10 protein-coding genes and 3 rRNA genes are annotated in these 22,431 nt (G+C 62.2%); 7 read left to right on the forward strand and 6 right to left on the reverse strand.

The window, feature by feature from the left end:
* Positions 1–27: 27 nt before the first annotated feature.
* A complete protein-coding gene (locus HALKA_RS0115960; protein ID WP_018258942.1) occupies positions 28–1,230 on the reverse strand; it encodes a glycoside hydrolase family 88 protein in 1,203 nt (400 codons plus the stop codon).
* 108 nt (positions 1,231–1,338) lie between these two features.
* Here HALKA_RS0115960 and HALKA_RS0115965 point away from each other — a divergent pair, with 108 nt between their 5' ends.
* From HALKA_RS0115965 to HALKA_RS0115980, 4 genes are read left to right on the forward strand one after another with little or no spacing between them, the layout of a single operon-like run.
* Entirely contained in the window at positions 1,339–2,712 is a 1,374-nt protein-coding gene (locus HALKA_RS0115965; RefSeq protein ID WP_018258943.1) for an ABC transporter substrate-binding protein, read from the forward strand.
* Between the two features lies 1 nt (position 2,713).
* Complete coding sequence (locus tag HALKA_RS0115970) at positions 2,714–3,691, forward strand: carbohydrate ABC transporter permease (protein WP_018258944.1); 978 nt, start codon at positions 2,714–2,716, stop codon at positions 3,689–3,691.
* A gap of 1 nt (position 3,692) precedes the next feature.
* Positions 3,693–4,544 (forward strand): carbohydrate ABC transporter permease, encoded by an 852-nt coding sequence (locus HALKA_RS0115975; RefSeq protein ID WP_018258945.1) that lies wholly within the window; start codon positions 3,693–3,695, stop codon positions 4,542–4,544.
* Between the two features lie 6 nt (positions 4,545–4,550).
* Positions 4,551–5,672, forward strand: coding sequence for an ABC transporter ATP-binding protein (locus HALKA_RS0115980; protein WP_026190364.1), 1,122 nt, complete (start codon positions 4,551–4,553; stop codon positions 5,670–5,672).
* Between the two features lie 289 nt (positions 5,673–5,961).
* Here HALKA_RS0115980 and HALKA_RS0115985 read toward each other — a convergent pair whose 3' ends face one another.
* A complete protein-coding gene (locus tag HALKA_RS0115985) occupies positions 5,962–9,060 on the reverse strand; it encodes a glycoside hydrolase family 2 TIM barrel-domain containing protein (protein ID WP_026190365.1) in 3,099 nt (1,032 codons plus the stop codon).
* Positions 9,061–9,314: 254 nt separating this feature from the next.
* On the opposite strand from HALKA_RS0115985, the gene HALKA_RS0115990 reads away from it, so the two are divergent.
* Complete coding sequence (locus HALKA_RS0115990; protein WP_245545428.1) at positions 9,315–12,683, forward strand: polysaccharide lyase family 8 super-sandwich domain-containing protein; 3,369 nt, start codon at positions 9,315–9,317, stop codon at positions 12,681–12,683.
* Between the two features lie 644 nt (positions 12,684–13,327).
* Positions 13,328–13,501 carry a hypothetical protein gene (locus tag HALKA_RS21510; protein WP_018258949.1) on the forward strand — a complete coding sequence of 58 codons (174 nt, stop codon included), beginning with the start codon at positions 13,328–13,330 and terminating at the stop codon, positions 13,499–13,501.
* A 289-nt stretch (positions 13,502–13,790) separates the two neighbouring features.
* On the opposite strand, the gene rrf is transcribed toward HALKA_RS21510, so the two are convergent.
* The 3 genes from rrf to HALKA_RS0116010 form a co-directional block, all read right to left on the reverse strand.
* Positions 13,791–13,912: ribosomal RNA gene (gene rrf / locus HALKA_RS0116000) — 5S ribosomal RNA — on the reverse strand.
* A 109-nt stretch (positions 13,913–14,021) separates the two neighbouring features.
* A 23S ribosomal RNA gene (locus HALKA_RS0116005) occupies positions 14,022–16,940 on the reverse strand.
* A 371-nt stretch (positions 16,941–17,311) separates the two neighbouring features.
* Positions 17,312–18,784 (reverse strand): 16S ribosomal RNA (locus tag HALKA_RS0116010).
* The 16S, 23S and 5S rRNA genes sit together here, the layout of an rRNA operon.
* Before the next feature lie 1,031 nt (positions 18,785–19,815).
* Between HALKA_RS0116010 and rdfA the strand changes: the two genes are divergently transcribed.
* A complete protein-coding gene (gene rdfA, locus HALKA_RS0116015; RefSeq protein WP_018258950.1) occupies positions 19,816–20,424 on the forward strand; it encodes a rod-determining factor RdfA in 609 nt (202 codons plus the stop codon).
* 54 nt (positions 20,425–20,478) lie between these two features.
* Here the strand turns inward: rdfA and HALKA_RS0116020 are convergent, their stop codons facing one another.
* Complete coding sequence (locus HALKA_RS0116020) at positions 20,479–22,422, reverse strand: archaea-specific SMC-related protein (RefSeq protein WP_018258951.1); 1,944 nt, start codon at positions 22,420–22,422, stop codon at positions 20,479–20,481.
* Positions 22,423–22,431 lie beyond the last annotated feature (9 nt).

Raw genomic sequence — 22,431 nt, forward strand, 5'->3', positions numbered from 1 at the left:
CCACCGCACCGAGAGGTCGGTCGGCGGTTACCAGAACCGGTCGTAGTGTCGGGTCGCCCGGACGAGCGCCTCGACGTAAAAGTAGTCGCCCCAGATGCAACACTCGCCGTAGTCGCCGTCCGACGGGTGGTACGCACCGTCGGTCAGGAGTCCGTTCGAGTCCGCGCCCGCGGTGTAGTGCTCGGTGAGACTGGCCAGCGTCGCCAGCGAGGCGTTGCGGTAGGCCGGGACGCGCTCGTCGCCGCTTGGCAGCTGTCGGGAGAGTTCGTCCAGCCCGCAGGCGGCGACGGCGGCGGCCGAGCTGTCGCGGATCGCCGGATCAGTCGGGGCGTCGAAGTCCCACAGCGGGACGTGGTCGTCCTCGACGTGCGAGAGGTAGTAGTTCGCGGTCTTGGCCGAGAGCGCCGCGTAGGCAGCGGTGTCGAGATAGTCGGCGGCGACCGCGTAGCCGTAGATCGCCCACGTCTGCCCGCGCGACCAGCAGGAGTCGTCGGCGTACCCCTGAGCCGTCTCACCGCCCAGCGGCGTCCCGTCTTCGACGGTACACCGGAACGTGTGAAACGTCGAGGCGTCCGGGCGGACGACGTGGGCGGCGTTCGTTCGGGCGTGGGAGGCCGCGATAGCTCGGCACCGCGGCTCTCCCGTGACCTCGCTGGCCCAGAACAGCAGCGGGAGGTTCATCATCGTGTCGACGATCATCCGCCCGCGGTTCTCGTCGTCTTCGTCGTCCATGCTCCCCCAGGCCTGGAGGAGCCCGGGAGCCTGCCAGTAGCGGTCGGTGAGCAGATCGGCCCCGCGGAGCGCGATCGATCGATACCGCTCCTCGTCGGTGAGCCGGTAGCCGGCGACCGCCGACAGCGTGTACAGAAAGCCCAGATCGTGCGTCTCGACGAGGCCGCCGTCGAGGCGGTGCGCGAACGTCTCCAGCTGTGCCTCGGCGGCGTCTCTGAACCGCCGCTGGCCGGTCACGTCGTAGGCGAGCCAGCACAGTCCGGTCCAGAAGGCGGTCGTCCACCCGTCGGTGTTGTCGGTCGACCCGTAGACGAGGTCGTCGCTCGAAGCCGTCGGGAACCGGTCGTAGTACCGATCGAGGTTCTCGCCGATCCGCTCGATCGCGGCCGTCAACGCCCGTTCGAACTGTTCCTGGCTTCGCTCGGGCCGCTCGAAGTATCGGTCGGGAAGCGCCGGTTCGGTCACTGCGGCCGCGAGCGCCTGAGGACTTCGGCTCATTCGATTCGAACTCACTCCAGACGGACAATAAACCTATTGTCGGAAACTGTCGGGGTGTGTCATCCGAAAACTATATGTATAAACGTCATAGTTATTCCCACGTCCGCAATGACAGACCAGAATGCGAGCAGCGATCGGCGACAGCTACTGAAGGCGCTCGGCACGCTCAGTGTCGCAAGTATGGCTGGCTGTGTCAGCCAAAGCGGTTCCGACGGGGACGGCTCGGGCGAGAGCGGAGACGGGTCCACCGGTTCGTCCGGGGACGGCTCCACCGAGGAGGGCGGGGAGGCCACACCGGTACCGATGGCCGACTCGTTCAGCTTCTGGGAGCTGAGCAAGACGTGGGGGCCACACATCGAGCGCTACGAGTCCGAGACCGACGCGACGGTCGAGCACACGAACATGGGTCCGGACGAACTGCTCGACAACCTCCAGACGCGGCTGCTCTCGGGCACCGGTGCGCCCGACGCCGCGATGGTCGAGTACACCTCGCTCAAGCAGGTCGCCAAGACCGGCGGGCTGCGTGACGTCTCCGACTGGATCGACGAGGCCGACATCCGCGACGACTTCACGTCGGGGATCTGGGAGGTCGTCAGCGACGGCGACGCAGTGTACGAGGTCCCCTACGACATCGGACCGGCGACGCTGTTCTACCGCAAGGACATCTGGGACGAGCACGGGCTCAGCGACGACATCGAGACCTACGACGAGTTCATCGAGGAGGGCAAGAAGCTTCCCGACGACGTTTCGCTGCTGTCGCTGCCGGACAGCGGTCTCTCGGTGTTCTGGCGGATGATGTACCGCCAGCTCGGCGGCGTCGAGTTCGACGAGGAAGGGCGGCTCGCGTTCGACAACGACAAAGCGGTGCAGGCGATGGCCCAGCTCCAGGAACTGGCCGACGCCGGCATCACGGACGACACCGCGAGCTGGAGCCAGCAGTGGTTTGCCGGCTTCAACGAGGGGACCGTCACGGCCTACCTCTCGGGGGCGTGGTTCAGCGGGACGCTGATGTCCTCGATGGACGAGGCGGCGGGCGACTGGCGGGGGATGAAGATCCCGGCCCTGGAGTCGGGCGGCACCCGTGCGAGCAACATCGGCGGCTCCGGCGTCTGCTTCCCGGACCAGAACGACGAGGCCACGGCCCGCCGGGCCTTCGACTTCGTCGTCAACACGACGACCAACGTCGAGGAGATGGCGAACCTGTTCGCCGAGGAGGGCAACATCAGCGCGTACATGCCCGCGTGGGACGACGAGGCCTTCGAGAACCCCCGGGAGTTCTTCGGCGGACAGGCGCTCGGTACGCTGTGGACCGACATCGCCGACGACATTCCGCCGTACCGCTACACGCTCGACTCGCCGAAGATCATGAACCTGCTCAACCCGCTCCTGCAGGACGTCGTCTACGGTGACCTCGATCCCGAGTCGGCACTGGAGGAGTGGGTCACCCAGTCCGCCAACGAGACCGGGCGTGAAGTCGCCTAACATGAGCCGTCAGCTGCTCGTTCCGCTGCTCGATCAGGTTCGATTCAAGCGCGAGCAGTTGAAAGACCGACTCCCGACGCTGCCTGGAACGCCGCTGTTGTTCTTGAGTCCGTTCTTCCTGCTGTTCGGCGTGTTCCTCGCGATCCCGGTGTTCTACACCTTCTACCTGTCTTTCTTCACGTTCCAGGGCGTCTCGACGGAGGCGCTGTTCGCCATCGACGTCGGCGCGTACCAGATCATGATCCCCGAGATGGCGAACCTCCAGTACGTCGGTCTGGACAACTATCGACGCCTGCTCACCGACAGCGTGTTCTACCAGTCGCTGTTGAACACGGCGATCATCTTCGTCGTGCAGGTGCCGTTGATGGTCGCGCTGGCACTCGGGCTCGCGCTCGTGTTGAACGCCGCCTACACTAGGTACAAGGGCATCTTCAGGAGCCTCCTGTTGCTCCCGGTGTCGGCGAACACGGTCGCGTACTCGGCGGTGTTCATCGTGATCGCGGCGGAAGGCGGGCTCGCCGACATCGCGCTCGGAGCGATCGGTATCCCGCCGATCGACTGGATCAGCGACGGCTTCTGGGCGCGGAACCTCGTGGCGTTCATGTCGGTGTGGCGCTGGACGGGGTACAACATGATCATCATCCTCGCCGGGCTACAGACGATCTCGCCGTCGCTGTACGAGGCCGCGGAGATCGGCGGCGCGACGAAGATCCAGAAGTTCCGCCACATCACGCTACCACAGCTGAAGCCGATCATGCTGTTCGTCTTCGTGACGACGACGATCGGCGTCTTCAAGAAGTTCGCCGAGCCGATGATCGTCATCAGCTCCGGCGGACCGCTCAACGAGACGCGAACGATCGTCTACTACATCTGGCAGGTGGCATTCCAGAACCTCGAACTCGGCTACGGGAGCGCGCTGACCGTCGCCCTCGTGGCGATCATCATGACCCTGTCGCTCATCCAATTCAAGGTGTCCTAAGATGCACGAAAAACTCGAAAAGGAGGCGCTGTGGCAGTTCGGCGGCTACGGCTTCCTCGTCGCCGTCACGATGGTGATGATGTTCCCCATCTACTGGCTCGTCGTCGCCTCGACGCTCCCGCAGTCGGCGATCTTCGCCGGTGGTGCGGGCGAACTGCCGCGGCTGATTCCGGGGAGGAACTTCCTGGCGAACGCCGAGGCGCTCGCCGCCCGTCCGGAAGTCGACTTCTACCGGAGCATGCTCAACAGTCTCGTGATCGCCGTCGTCTACACGGGCCTGGCGCTGCTGTTCTGTTCGATGGGCGGGTTCGCACTGGCGAAGTACGAGTTCAAGTACAAGCGGGCGCTGTTCATGGGGATTCTGGGAACGCTGTTGCTCCCGACGAATCTGCTGGTGATCCCGCTGTTCTTGCTCGTCTCGAACATGGGCCTGTCCAACAGCTACTGGGCCGTGATCCTCCCGTGGGCCGCGTATCCGCTGGGGATCTTCTTCATGAAACAGGCCATGCAGTCGATCCCGGACTCGCTGCTCGAAGCCGCACGGATGGACGGCGCGTCGGAGTTCCAGCTGTACTACCGCGTCGTGCTCCCGTCGATGAAGTCGTCGCTCGCCGCGCTGGCGGTGATCCTGTTTCTCTTCCAGTGGAACCTCTTCCTGTGGCCCCTCGTGGTGTTGCGCGAAGGAAAGTACACGATCCCGGTGGCGATCTCGAAGATCATGAGCAACGACATGATCGCGTACGACCAGCTGATGGTCGCGTCCGCGATGGCGATCGTCCCGATGTTCGTGGTGTTCATCCTGCTCCAGCGCCACTTCGTAAACGGGATACTCGGCGGAGCAGTCAAGGAGTGATACACGATGACAGCAATAACTCTCGATGGATTGACGAAGAGCTACGACGCGACTGACATGGACGACATCCCCGACAACGAGATCGTCGCCGTCGAGGACGTCGACCTCGAAATCGAGGACGGCGAGTTCCTCGTCTTCGTCGGTCCGTCGGGCTGTGGGAAGTCGACGACGCTGCGCTGTATCGCCGGCCTCGAAGACGCGACCGGCGGAGAGATCCGGTTCGGCGAGACGGTCGTCAACGATCTCCGGCCGCGCGACCGCGACGTGGCGATGGTGTTCCAGAACTACGCGCTGTACCCCCACATGACGGTCCGGAAGAACATCAGCTTCGGTCTGCGCCTGTCCTCGGCGCTGACGACGCCGGAGATCGACAGTCGCGTCACGGACGTGGCCGAGATGATGGGGATCGAGGACCTCCTCTCGAAGACGCCCGACGAGCTCTCGGGCGGCCAACAGCAACGCGTCGCGCTCGGGCGTTCGATCGTGCGCGAACCGGGCATCTTCCTGATGGACGAACCGCTCTCGAACCTCGACGCGAAGCTCCGGGCGGAGATGCGCACCGAGATCCAGGAACTCCAGAACGACCTCGGCGTGACGACGGTGTACGTCACCCACGACCAGACCGAGGCGATGGCGATGGGCGACCGAATCGCCGTGCTGAACGACGGGCTCCTCCAGCAGGTCGCACCGCCCGAAGAGATCTACCGGCGTCCCGCAAACGAGTTCGTCGCCGGCTTCATCGGGAGCCCGAGCATCAACTTCTTCGACGTGAGCGTCGACGGACAGACGCTGACCGCCCCGAGTGGGTTCAGCTACGAACTCGAAGACCACAGCGTCGAGGACGACACCGTCCGCCTCGGGATCCGACCGGAAGACCTGACGATCGAAGAGGGCGGGGACGACATGACCGTCACCGTCGTCGAGAAGATGGGCAACGAGAACTTCATCTACGGCACCGTCGGCGACGTGGAGGTCGTCGCCCGGACCCCGGTGACCGTTCGCCCGGAGCCCGACCAGCGGGTCGGCATCTCCTTCGCCGAATCGGCGATGTACCTCTTCGAGAGCGAAACCGGTGCGGCGATCAAGACCAAGACCGACGAGATCGAACCGCAGGCGGCGCAGTTCTAACTCGTCGCCGCTCGCATTCTCCTTCGGCGTCGACGGTTCGCGCCCAGATCGATCGACGACTGCCAAGCACCAGCGAGTGCTGTGACGCGTGGCCAGCGATCGAAGCCCGCTAAAAGAGCGCGTGTGTCGCCCACACTGCTGGCGATCGCTGCGAACTCCCGCAACCCTACGGTCACGAGATCCATCAAAGAGTGACAACCGGCGGCCTCATACGGATTATTGTAGCGATTTACCGGTGATTGTCTACTCCGTGGCGACGATCACCGGTAAGCAACTACAATAAACCGTATCAGTCGTCGACGTACGGGTGGAGCGTGACCGTGAACGAGGTCCGCTCGGGCTGGACGCGGTCGGACTCGAACGTCTCGGGCCCACAGCTGCCCGACCCGAGTCCGGAGTGTGCGTGGTCCAGCGAGAGGAACACGTCGTCCTCGCGGGACAGTTCGTGTTCGTGATCGGCGGCCGCCAGCTGCTCGGTCGAGTAGTGGTGTGCGGTCACGTCGAGCAGCGAGTCCCCGGTCGCGAGGAGCCCGGTACCGTTGCGGTCGGTGACGGCCACCCAGCGGGTGTCGCTGCGGGTGCCGTTCGCCTGGGGCCTGACGTAGGGCGTGTGGAGATCGGCAACGTCGGCCTCGTACCGACCGACGGGGGACGCCTGCTCGCTGTCGGCGTAGGACTCGCCCGGGCCGCGGCCGTACCACGTGACGTGGTCGAAGTCCCCGTCGAGCGTCAGGTCGAGTCCGATCCGTGGCAGCGACGGGAGCATCGAGAGGTCGCCCTCGGGGTCGAGATCCGTCTCGATCTCGACGGCTCCGGTGGGGTGGATCGTGTACGTCTGCGTCGTCGCGAACCCGTGGGCGAACATCGGCGGCGCGAGGCGACCGTCGACGGTGATCGTGACCGTCTCCTCCCCGACCTCGGTGTCGACGGCGTCGACGCGGGACTGCAAGCTGTCGAGACCGTGCTCGCGCCAGAGCTGTGCGAAGCCGACCGTCCGGGCGTCCCAGTCGGCGATCGGTTCCTCGTTTTCGTGTAGTTCGAGGAAGCGCGTGAAGAAAGTCGGGACCAGCGGCAACCCTCTGTCGTTGTCCGTCGGGGCACGCCAGAGTCCGATCTCGGGACCCTCGGTGACGACCGACCGACCGCGGTAGGACAGCGAGTCGACGACGCCGTATCGGGCGTCGAACCGGAGCTCGAACTCCGCGTTCGAGACGACGATCTCGTCGTCCCCGCGTTCACAGGACAGCGGTGCGGGAAGCCTCGCGGCCGGCACCGTCGGTGCCTCGCTCGTCGGGAGTTCGAGCTGGGTCGTGGCGACCGTGTGGCCGGCCGGTGCCCACGACGTGTCGCTGGCCAGCGAGACCTCGACGACGAGGAACCGCTCGCCCCGGCCAGCCTCGAACGGCACCGTGACTGGTTCGCTGTCGCCGGGTGCGACGGCGGGGAGGTCGAGCGTGCCACTCTGGACGACCCGGCCGTCGGCCTCGACGCGCCACCGGGCGCGGAGGTGATCGAGCCCGCGGAAGTCGTAGCGGTTCTCGACGACGAGTTCGCCCCGTTCGAGGGCTGCGGGCTCGAACGTGACCGGCTCGACGACGTTCTTGAACTCGGTGAGTCCCGGCGAGGGCGTTCGATCGGGAAAGACGAGACCGTTGATGTTGAAGTTCCCCGTGTTGGGCTCGTCGCCGAAGTCGCCGCCGTAGGCGAACCACTCCGCTCCGTCCTCGGTCGTCTGGCGGATGCCCTGATCGATCCAGTCCCAGACGAACCCGCCCTGCAGTCGCTCGTGGCCGTCGAACACGTCCCAGTACTCCTCGAACCCGCCCGGACCGTTCCCCATGGCGTGGGCGTACTCGCAGAGGATCACGGGGTGGTCCGGATCGTCGACTGCCAGGGCCTCGATGTCCTCGGGCGGGGTGTACATGGGCCCGACGATGTCGCTGACCCGCTGGTCGTGGTCCTGCTCGTAGTGGACCGGCCGCGTCGGATCGCACTCGCGTGTCAGCTCGTACATCGTCTCGTGGTGGGCCCCGACGGCGGACTCGTTGCCCAGCGACCAGATCACGACGCTCGGGTGGTTCTTGTCTCGTTCGAGCATCCGGACCATCCGATCGACGTAGGTGTCTTCCCACGCGGGGTCGTCACTGAGGTGCTGGACGGCGTCGATGCGTTCCATCCCGTGACACTCGATGTCGGTCTCGTCCATGACGTAGAGCCCGTACTCGTCACAGAGGTCGTAGAACCGCGTGTCGTTGGGGTAGTGAGCGGTCCGGACGGCGTTGACGTTGTGCCGTTTCATCAGCTCGATGTCCGCGCGCATCTGGTCGACGGTGACGGCCCGCCCCCGGTCGGGATCGAAGTCGTGGCGGTTCACGCCGCGGATCGTCACGGCTTCGCCGTTGACCAGGAACTGGCCGCCGTCGATCTCGACCTCGCGAAAGCCGACCGTCTCGCGAACCGTCTCGACGGGCGTCCCGTCGTCCAGTAGCGTCACCAGGAGCGTGTACCGGTCCGGCGTCTCTGCGGTCCACTTGTCCGGGTCCTCGACGGTCGTCGACAGCGAGAGCGTCGTCTGACCGTCGGTCAGCGCGTACGACTCCGCGAAGGTGGCGGCGGTGTCGCCCGCCTCGTCGACCAGAGAAGCGCGGAGACGGCCCGTCGCGTCGCCACCGGCTGCCGATTCGATGTCGACCGCCGCGGAGAACCGGGCGTCGACGTAGTCGTCGTCCAGTTCGGTACGGACGTCGACATCGGCGACGTGAGTCTCCGGCACGGCGTACAGAGAGACGTCACGGAAGATACCGCTGAGCCACCACATGTCCTGGTCTTCGAGGTAGCTCCCGTTAGACCACTTGTAGACCCGTGCAGTGACCGTGTTCTCCCCCGGCTCGACGTAGTCGCTCACGTCGAACTCCGCGGGGAGACGCGCGCCTTCGCTGTAGCCGACGCGCTCGCCGTTGACCCAGAGGTGGAAGGCGGAGTCGACCCCCTCGAAGCGCAGGCGGATCTGTCGACCGTCCCAGTCCTCGTCGACGTGGACGGAGCGCCGGTACGTCCCCGTCGGGTTCTCGGTCGGGACGTTGGGCGGATCGACCGGGAACGGGTAGACGACGTTCGTGTAGTGTGGGTGTCCGTGGCCGTCGAGTTGCCAGTTCAGCGGGACCTCGATTCGGTCCCAGTCGACATCGTCCGTCGTGCCGGGGATCGCTGGCGCGTCCGCAGGGGTCTCAGCGAGGTGAAACTGCCACTCGCCGTTCAATCGCCGAACCCACGGCGAGGCAGTCACGCTGTCCCGGCGTGCAGATTGCTCGTCCGAGAACGGGAACACGTCAGTGTGTGGTGCGAGCCTGTTACGACCGACTACTCGCGGATCTGTCCAGTCGGGCATGCTGTCTGCCCACTGTTTCGGTCGGCTATTCATTCTTTTGGAAATCGGACTGCAGCGCGGTCTACACCGGAGACACGGCGCGTGACGAGTGAGGAGTGACAGCCCGTTGTTGCTTGTCGGAAGTTTTAATATAACGATCTTCAACAACAGACGTATGCGAGGGATGTGGCAACGGTTCGCATCAGACAGTAGTAGTGGGGAAACAGCACTCGACGAACGGGAGACAGATGTCTGACGGCTGGTCACGCCGCTCGGTGCTCAAGTCCAGTCTGGGACTGTCGCTGGCCGGTGTTTCGCTGTCTGGCACGACCGGGACAGTGACCGGCGCGAGCGAGTACGAGACGCTCAGACAGCGGTGGGCACAGTTGCTCACCGGTGGCGACTTCGACGAAACACAGTCCGAGTATCAGGATCCGCTAGCCGAGCTGGACCAGACGGCACAGGACCACTGGGAGACGATGGACACCAGCGCCGACCGTGATCGGCTCTGGTCCGACCTCCCGATCCCGGCGTCGTCCAGTGCGAGCGCGGGCGAGAGCAACATCACCGACAGCTACGGCCGCCTCCAGGAGATGGCCATGGCCTACGTCACGAACGGGAGTTCGCTGGAGAACGATAGCGCGCTCGTGGCAGACGTCGTCGACGGACTCGACTTCCTCTACGATCGGGTCTACAACGAAGACCAGTCTCAGTTTGGCAACTGGTGGCACTGGGAGATCGGCTCGCCGATGCGTCTCGTCAGCGTCTGCGCGCTGGTCGGCGACGAACTGTCCTCGACACAGGAGACGAACTACACGAACGCCGTCGGCGCTCACACCGGAACGCCCTACGAGTACACGGAGTACGACGTGACGAGTGGCGGTGCCAACCGCGTCGACATGTGTATCATCACCGCGCTCCGTGGCGCGATCTCGGGGACGGACTCGACGATCGCTCTCGCCCGAGACTGCATCGAAGAGAGCGATATCTTCCAGTACAACACCAGCGGCGGCGGCAACGGACTCTACCGCGACGGATCTTACGTCTACCACGAGGAGATACCCTACATCGGGTCGTACGGTGCAATCTTGCTCGAAGGGCTCGGTGAACTGTTCACGGTTCTCGACGGGACGACCTGGGAGATCACGGCCGTCGACCACGACGTGATCTACGACACCGTCGGTGACGCGGTCGCCCCGTTCATGTACAGAGGGCTGATGATGGACGCGGTCAGCGGCCGGTCGATCTCGCGAGCAGACCAGACCGACCACGTACGCGGCCACGGCATCACCGCGACCGTCCTTCGGCTGGCGAACACCGCACCGGAACCCTACGCCAGCGAGTTCCGGTCGCTCGCCAAGGGCTGGATCGAGAACGACACGTGGGACAGTTTCCTGAGCGGTGCAGACGTGCCCGACATCGCGAACGCGACGGCGGTCCTCGACGATTCGACGATCAGTGCCGCCGACGAACCGGTCCGACACGACGTGTTCCACAACATGGACCGGGTCGTACACAACCGCTCGGAGTGGGCCTACACGATCAGCATGTGCTCGGAGCGGATCGCACGCTACGAGGCGATCAACGAGGAGAACCTCCGTGGCTGGTACACCGGTGCCGGGATGACCCAGCTGTACAACGACGACCTCGGCCACTACACCGACGGCTACTGGCCCACCGTCGACCCCTACCGGCTCCCCGGAACGACCGTCGACACCCGCGACCGGTCCGCTCTCGACGGCACTCACCACCCACGACCGTCGACACAGTGGGTCGGCGGCGCGTCGGTCGACGAGTTCGGGATCGCCGGAATGGAGTTCGACGCCGAGGGTGCATCACTCACCGGCAAGAAGTCCTGGCTACTCCTCGACGACACCGTCGTCGCACTCGGAGCCGACATCACCAGCTCCGACGGTCGCCCGATCGAGACCACCGTCGAGAACCGGAATCTCCACACGGACGGGAGCGAGACGCTCACCGTCGACGACACCGAGAAGTCCACGACACCGGACTGGTCCGAGACGCTCACCGACGTGTCCTGGGCCCACCTCGACGGCGTCGGTGGCTACCTGTTCCCGAACCAGCCGACCCTCGAAGCCAAACGCGAGGAACGCACCGGTTCCTGGCAGGAGATCAACGCGGGCGGACCGAGCGAGTCGCTGACCCGCGAGTACCAGACCCTCTGGCTCGACCACGGTGTCGATCCCAGCGCCGAGACGTACGCGTACGCACTGCTCCCGGGCCACACCGCGTCCGAGACGCGACAGCGGAATCAGGAGCCCGGCTTCGAGATCGTCGCCAACGACGCCACGGTCCAGGCCGTCACGGTGCCCCGTCTGGGGTTGACGGCCGCCAACTTCTGGAGTAGCGGTTCGATCACGGTCCCCGGCTCCGAACGAACGCTCTCGGTGAGTGGCCCAGCAGCCGTCGTCGTCAGACACCGCAACGACGAACTCGTGGTCGGCGTCGCCGACCCCTCCCGAACACAGGAGACGGTCACCGTCGAGTACGATCACTACACGGACGGGATCGTCAGTACGGACTCGGCGGTCGGCGTCACGCAGTTCCAACCACGCGTCACGATGGCGGTCGCCGTCGGCGGAACCCGCGGTGTGACCCACTCGGCGACTTTCGACGCCCCCGTCACGGAGCTCTCACCGCGTGCAGACACGTTCGTTCGCGACGGCTCGTACGCTGGCGACAACTACGGGTCGTGGTCCTCGTTGGTCGTCAAAGGCGGTCCGACGGGCTACAGCAGAGAGTCGTATCTCGCGTTCGACCTGGCGTCGGTCGCGGGCGAGGTTCAGGAGGCCGTGCTCGACGTGTACGGCGCGGTCACCGACGACAACGGCGGAGCGTCCGTCGACTGTACAGTCGCCGCCGTCGACGACGACAGCTGGACGGAAGGCGGACTCACCTGGGATACGAAACCAGATCTGGGCTCGTCGCTGGGCTCTCTGACCGTCACACGGGAACGCCGCTGGTGGCGCGAAGACGTGACGGAGTTCGTACAGACAGCCGCCATCGGTGACGGTCCCGCCAGCGTCGCGCTTCGGCAACCGAACGACGAGCGCTACGCCAGCTTCGATAGCCGAGAAGCAGACGAGAACCCGCCGTCACTGCGCGTCACGACCAGTCGCCCCGACACGACGGCACTCACCCCGACAGCAGACACCTTCGTCCGGAACGGGTCGTACTCCAGTGACAACTACGGGTCGTGGTCGTCGCTGGTCGTCAAGAACGCGTCGACCGGCTACAGTCGACAGGGATATCTCACCTTCGACCTGAGCGCGCTGTCGGGTTCGGTCGACGAGGCCGTTCTCTACCTCTACGGCGCGGTCACCGACGACAGCGGCGGCGATGCCGTCGACTGTGCGATCAACGCCGTCGACGACGACAGCTGGACGGAGGACGGACTCACCTGGGACACGAAACCCGAGGTGGGCTCGGCGCTCGGTTCCGTGACCGTCACCCGGACGCCACAGTGGTGGACCGTCGACGTGACCAAGTTCGTCCGATCGGAGGCCGGCGGCGATGGCGTCGTCAGTCTGGCCGTCCAGCAGCCACAGAGCGGCCTGTACACCGACTTCAACAGCCGAGACGCCGACGAGAAGGTGCCGACGCTTCGGGTACAGACCTCGTAGCCGGACGGCGAACACTTTCATTCACAGTCGGGAACCGTCCGAGCCGCCCACGGCGTGACCAGACCGACGACAGCCGCCGGGATAGACAGCACCAATCCAGTTTTGACGACGACAGTCCAGCATGGCTGAACAGTTCGCTGCGAGAACAAGGCCTGTACCAGAAAACCGCGAGTGAATGTCTCATGACGATCAATGTTTGCCTATAATGTATAGAGTCCCCTATTGTCGAATATAGTCGCATATTGGACCAGTGGGTTGTATTACAAAACTAGTGCTGTAATGCAGTCGGTTTATTCGGTACCCCATCCAATCGCTCGTAGAACGACCATGGCTCGGCGACCAGAAGCAGACTCTCCGAGTCAACCACACATACGATGAACCTAGAGAACTTTCACCAGTCACCAAAGATAGCTGCCATACTAGTCTCATATTCTAAGTATAAGTACCCATCTGCGAGTTTTCAGCTACATATCGTAATTTTTGGTCTCTTTATCTAGAATATGTGTACTCTCTTGTCCCATCCAAAGTCATATCTGCTCTTCGAACTACCAGAAGGCTACACATCGCTCTCAGCGACGGTCGATATCGCCGCTGGCGAATCCATTCGGGAGAACACTCTCAGTCGTCGGGCAACAACGATCCGCATGGAGCAATCGGTGATCGACCGGCCGGAGATCGCATGCGCGCTGCTGTGCGGTGCTGTCGGGTTCGGACTGTACGGCGTCGAGAGCGGCGTACTGTGGGCCATCGTCGGATACTTCCTCAGCAAGTCCATCGAGAGTCTGTTCTGGACCGTCACCAGAGGCCCGAGCTCGTAGGTCATAACCTACGCAGCGAACCGCGACGGACTCGCAGGTATGCGAATCGAAGCGATTGGAGACGACACGCACGACCAGCGACCCACTTTTTGCATGCGTCGAAGCGCCGTCACGCCCGGTAGTCCTCGTCGCGATCATCGACCAGACCGGAGTGATGCCGACGTGGTCCCCACACAGCTACACCGACAGTTACCGAGCGGAACGATATCGCTCGGAGGGAGCACTGCCGCTGTCGATCGACATGAAAAAAGCCCACAGCCGTAATGGCTGCGGGCTCTAAAGTATGAGTAGCAGGCGGCGAACCGGCTTTCCCAGGGGTTCGCACACCCCAGTACTCACTGGAACGCTGGCAGGCTTAACGTCCGTGTTCGGGATGGGTACGGGTGTTTCCCTGCCGCTATGGCCGCCTTTACGCCGAGTCGTGGAGTCGAACCACGAGGATACCAGTCTCGGTCTCCGCGTCTACGTGCGATCCAGTGAACGCCTGGACTCGTGCAACGCAACGAGTCACAGTGCAATGAGTGTGTGGCTTCGGTCGATTAGTGCTCGCGGGCTCAACGTCTCGTTGCCTCGACGCGTACACCCCGAGTCTATCTATCTCGTCTTCTACGAGTGACCTCTGCGGTATCTCTTTTCCAGGTGGGTTTCGAGCTTAGATGCATTCAGCTCTTACCCCGTGTGGCGTGGCTGCCCGGCACGTGCCCTCTCGGACAACCGGTACACCAGTGGCCACCAATCGGAGTTCCTCTCGTACTATACGATCGTTCCCGTCAGATTCCTTTACACCCCCAATAGATAGCAGCCGACCTGTCTCACGACGGTCTAAACCCAGCTCACGACCTCCTTTAATAGGCGAACAACCTCACCCTTGCCCGCTGCTGCACGGGCAGGATGGAGGGAACCGACATCGAGGTAGCAAGCCACCGGGTCGATATGTGCTCTTGCCGGTGACGACTCTGTTATCCCTAGGGTAGCTTTTCTGTCGTAGATCGGCCCGCATCAAGCAGGCGCATCCGTTCGCTAGACCACGCTTTCGCGTCAGCGTCACCGTGTTGGTAGTGACACTGTCAAGCTATCTTTTGCTCTTGCGCTCTTCGCCGCGTCTCTGTCACGGCTGAGATAGCCTTAGGGCGCGCTCGATATTCTTTCGAGCGCGTACCGCCCCAGTCAAACTGCCCGGCTATTGGTGTCCTCCGCCAGGAGTGAGGGTCACAGTCACTACCGGGTAGTGTTTCATGTCTGACTCGGTGATCCGCTAGCGCGGATACCTGTGTAATGTCTCCTACCTACCCTGCACAGTAGCGACCATGTCCCAGCAACAGCCTGCAGTAAAGCTCCATAGGGTCTTCGCTTCCCCTTGGGGGTCTCCAGACTCCGCACTGGAACGTACAGTTCACCGGGCCCAACGTTGGGACAGTGACGCTCTCGTTAATCCATTCATGCAAGCCGCTACTGAAGCGGCAAGGTACTACGCTACCTTAAGAGGGTCATAGTTCCCCCCGCCGTTGACGGGTCCTTCGTCCTATTGTACTAGGTGTTCAGATACCCGCACTGGGCAGGATTCAGTGACCGTACGAGTCCTTGCGGATTTGCGGTCACCTATGTTGTTACTAGACAGTCGGAGCGTCCGAGTCACTGCGACCTGCTCCTGTCAGGAGCAGGCATCCCTTATTCCGAAGGTACGGGACTAACTTGCCGAATTCCCTAACGTCGGTTGTTCCCGACAGGCCTTGGCTTTCGCCGCCACGAGCACCTGTGTCGGATCTCGGTACGGATCGTATGCTCCCTTTTCACGGGCCCCAGGTTGAACCAATTTTCACTATCCCGCCGTTCGTCCGCTTCCTGCCATTACGGCTTCCACGGATTTGGACGGTTCGACTGGGCGAAGGCCCAGCTCGGTCGACCCCGAGGCGTCGGTTTCGTTGCATACGAGCGCTGGAATATTAACCAGCTTCCCATGTCGTCCCCTTCGAATTACGGGGGGACTTAGGACCGGCTAACCCTCAGTTGACGAACAGTGCTGAGGAACCCTTGCTCGTTCGGCCGTCGGAATTCTCACCCGACTATCGCTGCTACTATGGCCAGAATTGTCGTCACCGATCGGTCCACAGGAGTTCTCACCCCTGCTTCCATCCAATCGGAGCGCCAACCTACTCGATCTCCCTTTCACGGGAGCGGCCAGGTCTCGGTGGTGGATTTGAGTCCCGATCATTTTCAGCGCCTCAAACCTCGGCCGGTAAGCTGTTACGCTATTCTTAGAGGGTAGCTGCTTCTAAGCTCACCTCCCGGCTGTCTAGGGCTTGAGACCACTTTCGATCACACTTAATCCACACTTTGGGACCTTAACCCGGCGCTGGGTTGTCTCCCTTACGGTACACAGGCTTACCCCGCATACCGGACTGCCCGCGTCGACAGCGTTCGTAGGTTCGGAGTTTGACAGAAGTGTTCACTTCTCTCGAAGTGAAGCACCTCAATCGGTCGCTCTACCCCACGAACTACCTCGGCGGACGTCATGCTTCGACATGTTTTGGTTGGAACCAGCTGTTTCCGGGTTCGATGGGCCTTTCACCCCTACACGTAGGTCACGGGAGGGTATTGTAGGACACCATCCCTAACGGGCCTCCACGTGCCTTTCGGCACGCTTCACCCTGCCCACGCGTAGATCACCCGGTTTCGGGTCGTGCTCGTTTGACTCCCCGCCCTTGAAGACGGCGGCCCTCGCAATGCTGCGGCCATGTCGGTTTCCCTATGCCTTCCCCGATTATCGGGTTAGACTCGCCAAACAGGCACACTCTCTGGCTCGTTTTTCAAAACGCACGACGGAACTTCGGCTTCCTGTAAGTCCTACTGACGGCTCGCGCCGCTCTCGTTTGTTACAGGACCTTGTAAGCCCCGTCGCTCGATCGCCACCTGATTTCAAGCCCTATTGCAACCCCCGTCTGAGGGTGCTTTTCAGCGTTCGCTCACGCTACTTGTTCACTATCGGTCTCGGAGAGTATTTAGCCTTGGCAGTCGATGCCTGCCNTCTTGACGAGGGATTTCCAACCCCCGCTACTCTGGAGCTACCGCACGACGTACTGACCTTCACTACGGGGTTGTCACCCTGTATCACGCTTCGTTCCAGAAGACTTCGTGAAGATGGTCGGCCGATGAAAGGTAGTCCGTACACCACATTGCCCGTGAGGGCTTCGGTTTGGGCTGTGTCGCGTTCACTCGCGGTTAGTAACGACATCGCATTGCGCTTTCTGTTCCTCTCGATACTAAGATGTTTCAATTCTCGAGGTTCCCCATTGCGCGAAGCAATTGTAAGAGGGATTCCCATTCGGAGATCCGTAGTTCTTCGCCTCCGTGCGGCTCCCCATGGCTTTTCGCAGCTTGGCACGTCCGTCATCGGCTTCCGAGCCGAGCTATCCACCAGGCGGCACAGTAGCCAACGTCAAATTTGGTTGTGACTCGATGAAATTGCACGAGTCCAGTGGACGCCTGGATCGCACGTACACGCGGTGTCATCAGTACAGCCGGTGCGACCCGGTCTGTACATCGACCCTTCCTACCCACGCTTGCACGGAGTAGTGCACTGGTCTTCGTACCAGATCCGAGCGCCGTCCCACACTTAAGGGGCTCGGTTCGGAACTGCTACGAGATACGGACCCGCCGGGAGTTGCACCCGGCCTCCCCGAAGGGAGATCCACCTCGGATGGGTCTTGTGAGCCCTGACGGCCCAACACGGTCTTCCGACCAGATTGTTGGTCACGCTCGACCAACGGTAACAGCAGGTGGGCCAGGCGCGTCGGCCTGGTCCCGTTCAGTAGGAGGTGATCCAGCCGCAGATTCCTCTACGGCTACCTTGTTACGACTTAAGCCCCCTTGCGAAGCCCAGATTTGACCATCGCATGATGGCCTCATCCGGACCTCACTCGGGTGCTTTGACGGGCGGTGTGTGCAAGGAGCAGGGACGTATTCACCGCGCGCTTCTGACACGCGATTACTACCGAATCCAGCTTCATGAGGGCGAGTTTCAGCCCTCAATCCGAACTACGATCGAGTTTGGGAGATTAGCTCTACCTCTCGGTATCGCAACCCATTGTCTCGACCATTGTAGCCCGCGTGTTGCCCGGTCCATTCGGGGCATACTGACCTACCGTTGCCCGTTCCTTCCTCCGACTTAGCGTCGGCGGTCTCTGTAGTGTACCCGACTACCACAAGGGTATCGCTGGCAACTACAGATGCGGGTCTCGCTCGTTACCTGACTTAACAGGATGCCTCACGGTACGAGCTGACGGCGGCCATGCACCTCCTCTCAGTAACTCGGGTAAGCTCGTCAAGCTGACCGTCGTTATTACTGTCGGGACTGGTGAGATGTCCGGCGTTGAGTCCAATTAAACCGCAGGCTCCTCCGGTTGTGGTGCTCCCCCGCCAATTCCTTTAAGTTTCATCCTTGCGGACGTACTTCCCAGGCGGCTCGTTTATCGTCTTCACTTCGGCTCACCGTGCACTCGTAGTGCACGGCAGACCTAACGAGCATCGTTTACGGCCAGGACTACCCGGGTATCTAATCCGGTTCGAGACCCTGGCTTTCGTCCCTCACTGTCGGGTCCGGCTTCTCAGCGTGCTTTCGCCATTGGTGGTCCGTCCAGGATTACAGGATTTCACTCCTACCCCAGACGTACCCGCTGAGTCTTCCGGCCCCAAGCCGTGCAGTTTCCACCGGAAGCCGACGCGTTGAGCGCGTCGATTTCCCGATAGACTTTCACGNCAAGCTACGGACGCTTTAGGCCCAATAACAGCGGCCATCACTCGGACTGCCGGTATTACCGCGGCGGCTGGCACCGGTCTTGCCCAGTCCTTATTCGTCGACCACCTTAGGGTCGAAAAAAGCGAGGGCTATATGCCCTCGCACTCGGAGTCCCCCTATCGCACTGTCGTGCAGTGTAAAGGTTTCGCGCCTGCTGCGCCCCGTAGGGCCCGGTATCTTGTCTCAGATACCGTCTCCGGGCTCTGGCTGTCACCACCCGTACCGATTACTGGCACGGTGGGCCGTTACCCCACCGTCTACCTAATCGGCCGCAGCCACATCCTATAGCGCCGGAACGTTTCTCGCATTCGGCAGTTCAAGCGTGAATGCGATATCCACGATTAGCCTCAGTTTCCCGAGGTTATCATGGTCTATAGGGTAGTTTGGCCACGTGTTACTGAGCTATACGCCACGGGTCTAAGCCCGTGCGACTAGCATGGCTAAATCGGACTCCGATAGCAATGGCCTCCGGCAGGATCAACCGGAATGTGCTGATATACATCAGCGGCGGAAGTGGTTGCACTCCATTGGAAGCTAAAATGCTGAGGTATCCAACCCCAGCAACATCGTGTTGGGTCCGTGGGCTCACATCAGATCTCATCTTGACGGCGGACCGCAGGGGTGGGATCCTCATACTTCGCGAGAGGGCCGCTCGCCGCGGACCGGCGAGTTAGGCACACTCTCACTCTTCGTGGCCGACAAACCACGGCGGTTTGTCGGTCCGGCCTTGCCGGGCGACCCGGCGCGACCTTCGTATTACACCCGATGGGAGGGGTACATATAAATCGCACGTCTCGAAGCGGCCCTGTGATGCAAGCACACGGCTCACGTGTGGTGGTCCGCACCGTAATGTAACTGAGCGAGGGGATATAAGCGGGACAGAACCGACGGTCAGAATCGACGCTGGAACTCCCCGAACGACAGCGGCTGCATCACGGGCACGCGGCGACCACAGTGCAGCTGGCAGCCGGACGACCGACCCGACACGGACAGCCGGCTGTCTGCGTGAGACATCGTCGTCTTCGAGGGAGCGAGTATCCTGTGACGATGACGGCCAACAGTGTGAGTCTTGCAGCGGAAACGACGACCACAGAATCGTCAGCGAACACGGACAGGAAGACAGTCCCATAGCTCCGGAAGCCCCGGCTAAGATCCATCTATATAATCAAATATTCGCATAGAAAAGCGTTCTCTATAGACATATATTCCACATTTGATACCATATTTAGAATTGTTTAGTCTAGTCTTCCCAAATATAGAGATAAGTTTCCACAAAAGAGATTATATTGGAGCTATATAGACTTATAATGTCGTCTATTTACACAGACCTCAGACATTCAGTGAAGGTGAACACGAGTGAGATATGGCTCGAACTGTGGCTGTGGCAGCACCCGACACGACAGTCACGATGGGGAGCAGTGAAACGTAACGCCGATACCCACGTTATTTCACTGCAGCGGACGGCCAGTGTGGAGACCGGAAGCAATTTACATAACCCGGGAGCGCGTTGGAGCCACGTATGAACAGACAGCGGCGAAGCAAAGTCGAACGATTGCTGGACGAGTACGGGTTGGGTAGCCTGGGAGACGAACTCGTCGCCAGTTGGACAGCCGACGGCGACGATCGGAAGAGCCTCCGGCAGCTCGCGACCGAGTTCAACGTCGCGCTGGTCGACGCGCGACTGGAGAGTGAAGGCGTCACGCACTTCGACAGCGACGGGAAGGCGATCTACGAGGCGCTGGCGAACGACGACGCCGAGACGGACCGTGCAACCATCGAGACGCGGCTCGAACGGGAGGGCGTCGACGTCGAGCAGCTACAGAGCGACTTCGTCACGTACCAGGCGATCAGATCCTACGTCAAAGACGTCCGTGACGCGGAGTACGAGACGCCGAGCGACGAAGAGCACATCGAGAAGCAAAAGACGACGATCCAGCGCCTCGTCAGTCGGGCGACATCGGTCACCGAGGAGAAGCTGACGCGGCTGCGCGACACCGGCCGGATCTCGCTCGGCGACTTCCGGCTCATCATCGACTTCCAGGTGTACTGTCGGGACTGCGAGACACAGAAGACCGTGGCGTCGTTGCTCGACGAGGGCGGTTGCGAGTGTGAGAGCGAGGAGAGCTGACACTGTCGGTCGAAGCGATCGTGTCGGAGACCGTTCGAAAGCCGCTAGCGGTCGTTACGCGCCGATATCGGTGATTCGGTGGTGGTCGATCTCCAACGCGTCGGCGTCTTCGGGCAGTAGCGCGACGACGAGATAGTCGACATACGACTCGAAGTACTCGACGAGTGCGGCGATGCGCTCGGAGTCGATCGGTTCGAGTGCGTCCATGATCATCACCGGCACGTCCTCGTGAACGTCGTGGACCAGGTAGCCGGCCAGAGCGAACACCAGTCCGGTCACCTCCCGCTCGGAGTCGCTGAGGTGGTCGACAGTGTCTTCGTAGGCGACGCCGCTGTCGCTGCTACGGATGACGTGGAGTTCGAAGGTCCGTTCGGTGGTCTTGCGTCGTCCCTTTCTGACCTCCTCCTCGACGATCTCGATCCAGATCCGTTCGATGTTGTCGTAGTCGAGGATACCGAGGAGCTGTTCCATGTGGTCGTTGAACTGCTCGACGGCGTCGGCCTCGATCTGGTCGATGCGAGTGCGGAGGTCCGTCAGTTCCGCCTGGAGTTGCTCGCGCTGTGCGCGCAGGTCGTCTGCCTCGGCGACGCGGGACTCGATGTCCGCGATCTCGCTCTCGACTTCGTCGCGTTCGGTCTCCAGTCGCCCGAGCTCGTACTCCATGTCGTTGGCGGTCCGGTGGAGTTCCAGGACTTCGTCGTAGCTGCCGGATTCGAGGTCCTCGACGCGGGCTTCGAGGTCTTCGACCTCGTCAGTGAGTTCGTCTTTGCGTTCGGTCAGTCGTTCGAGCGCGCTCTCGGTGGACTCGATATCGTTCTCTACACGCGCGAGGCGGCGCTGTGCCTGGTCGCGGTCGCGTTGTTGGGACTCGTAGGACTTCTTCTGGCGTTTGTACTCGTCGAGTTCCGACTCGATGTCGTCGATCGTATCGAGCTTCTCGCGGCGTACGTCACGGAGGTTGGCGACGGTGTCCTCGATCTGGTCGATCTCGACCTCAGAGCCACAGGTCCAACAGACGGTCTCCTGGCGCTGGTCGAGTAGTTGGTCGGTCACGGTGGCACCGTCCCCGCCGTCGGTCGCGATGTCGACGGCCGGGTGGCTCCCGCTCGTCGCCTCGTCGATCATCTTCTCGTTGAACTGGATCGTCTTCTGGAGTTCGCTGATTTCGGCGTCGAGTTGCTGCTTCCGAGAGCGAAGGTCGTCGACGTGGCCCTCGATGTTGGCCAGTTCGTCTTCGGGCACGTCGGCCAGTTCGTCGATTTCGGTTTCGAGCTCGTTTCGCTCCTCCTTGAGCGAGGAGTGGCGCTTGCGCTTTGCCTCGATCTCGTAGCGAACGTCTTCGAGTGTCGAGCGAACGTCTCGAAGCTCTTCCAGCGCCGTTTCGAGTTCGTCGCGTTCCTCGCGCTGGCTTTCGACGGAAGCGTCGGCCTCCTCGATCTCCGTTTCGAGTGACTCCAGTTCCGAACGCTTCGCCTCGACCTCGTCTTGCAGCTCGCGCTTTCGCTCTTCGAGGTCGGGTAGTCGCTGCTTGAGCGAGTCGATCTCGTCCAGTTGTTCGTCGATGTGATCGCGTTCGCGCTGACAACGCTCGATCTCGGACTGGATCGCTTCGGTATCGACCGGTCGCATGATGAGTTCCCGCAGGTCGACGGTCGACTGGACGGCACGCCTGGCCTCGTTAGACTTCAACAGGAAGGCAAAGAGGTCCGCGACGGCAGAGTCGTCGAGGTAGGGGGTGCCGTCCGAGCGGACGGTCGCGCCCGTTCGTTCGAACGTCCGTTCGTACGTCGTCCCGTCGAGTTCGAGGCTCACCGATCCCTCGTCTGCGTCGCCCTTGAGCGAGACCTGATCGCTACCGAGCGCGGCCATCACCGATCGGAGAAACGAGGTCTTGTTCGAGGCGTTCGGGCTCGCGAGGACGGTGACGCCGGGCGGTATCTCTGCTGTCGTGTGCTCGATGCCGCCGATATTCTCGACGGTCAGCGTTCCGGAGTCCATGTGGCGGCC

The organism is Halomicrobium katesii DSM 19301 (genome assembly GCF_000379085.1).
GTDB classification, from domain to species: Archaea; Halobacteriota; Halobacteria; order Halobacteriales; family Haloarculaceae; genus Halomicrobium; species Halomicrobium katesii.

Bases quoted from the DNA above. Each gene is read 5' to 3' on its own strand.
- HALKA_RS0115960 (WP_018258942.1), bottom strand. From the start codon at position 1,230: ATGAGCCGAAGTCCTCAGGCGCTCGCGGCCGCAGTGACCGAACCGGCG.
- HALKA_RS0115965 (WP_018258943.1), top strand. From the start codon at position 1,339: ATGACAGACCAGAATGCGAGCAGCGATCGGCGACAGCTACTGAAGGCG.
- HALKA_RS0115970 (WP_018258944.1), top strand. From the start codon at position 2,714: ATGAGCCGTCAGCTGCTCGTTCCGCTGCTCGATCAGGTTCGATTCAAG.
- HALKA_RS0115975 (WP_018258945.1), top strand. From the start codon at position 3,693: ATGCACGAAAAACTCGAAAAGGAGGCGCTGTGGCAGTTCGGCGGCTAC.
- HALKA_RS0115980 (WP_026190364.1), top strand. From the start codon at position 4,551: ATGACAGCAATAACTCTCGATGGATTGACGAAGAGCTACGACGCGACT.
- HALKA_RS0115985 (WP_026190365.1), bottom strand. From the start codon at position 9,060: ATGCCCGACTGGACAGATCCGCGAGTAGTCGGTCGTAACAGGCTCGCA.
- HALKA_RS21510 (WP_018258949.1), top strand. From the start codon at position 13,328: ATGGAGCAATCGGTGATCGACCGGCCGGAGATCGCATGCGCGCTGCTG.
- rdfA (WP_018258950.1), top strand. From the start codon at position 19,816: ATGAACAGACAGCGGCGAAGCAAAGTCGAACGATTGCTGGACGAGTAC.
- HALKA_RS0116020 (WP_018258951.1), bottom strand. From the start codon at position 22,422: ATGGACTCCGGAACGCTGACCGTCGAGAATATCGGCGGCATCGAGCAC.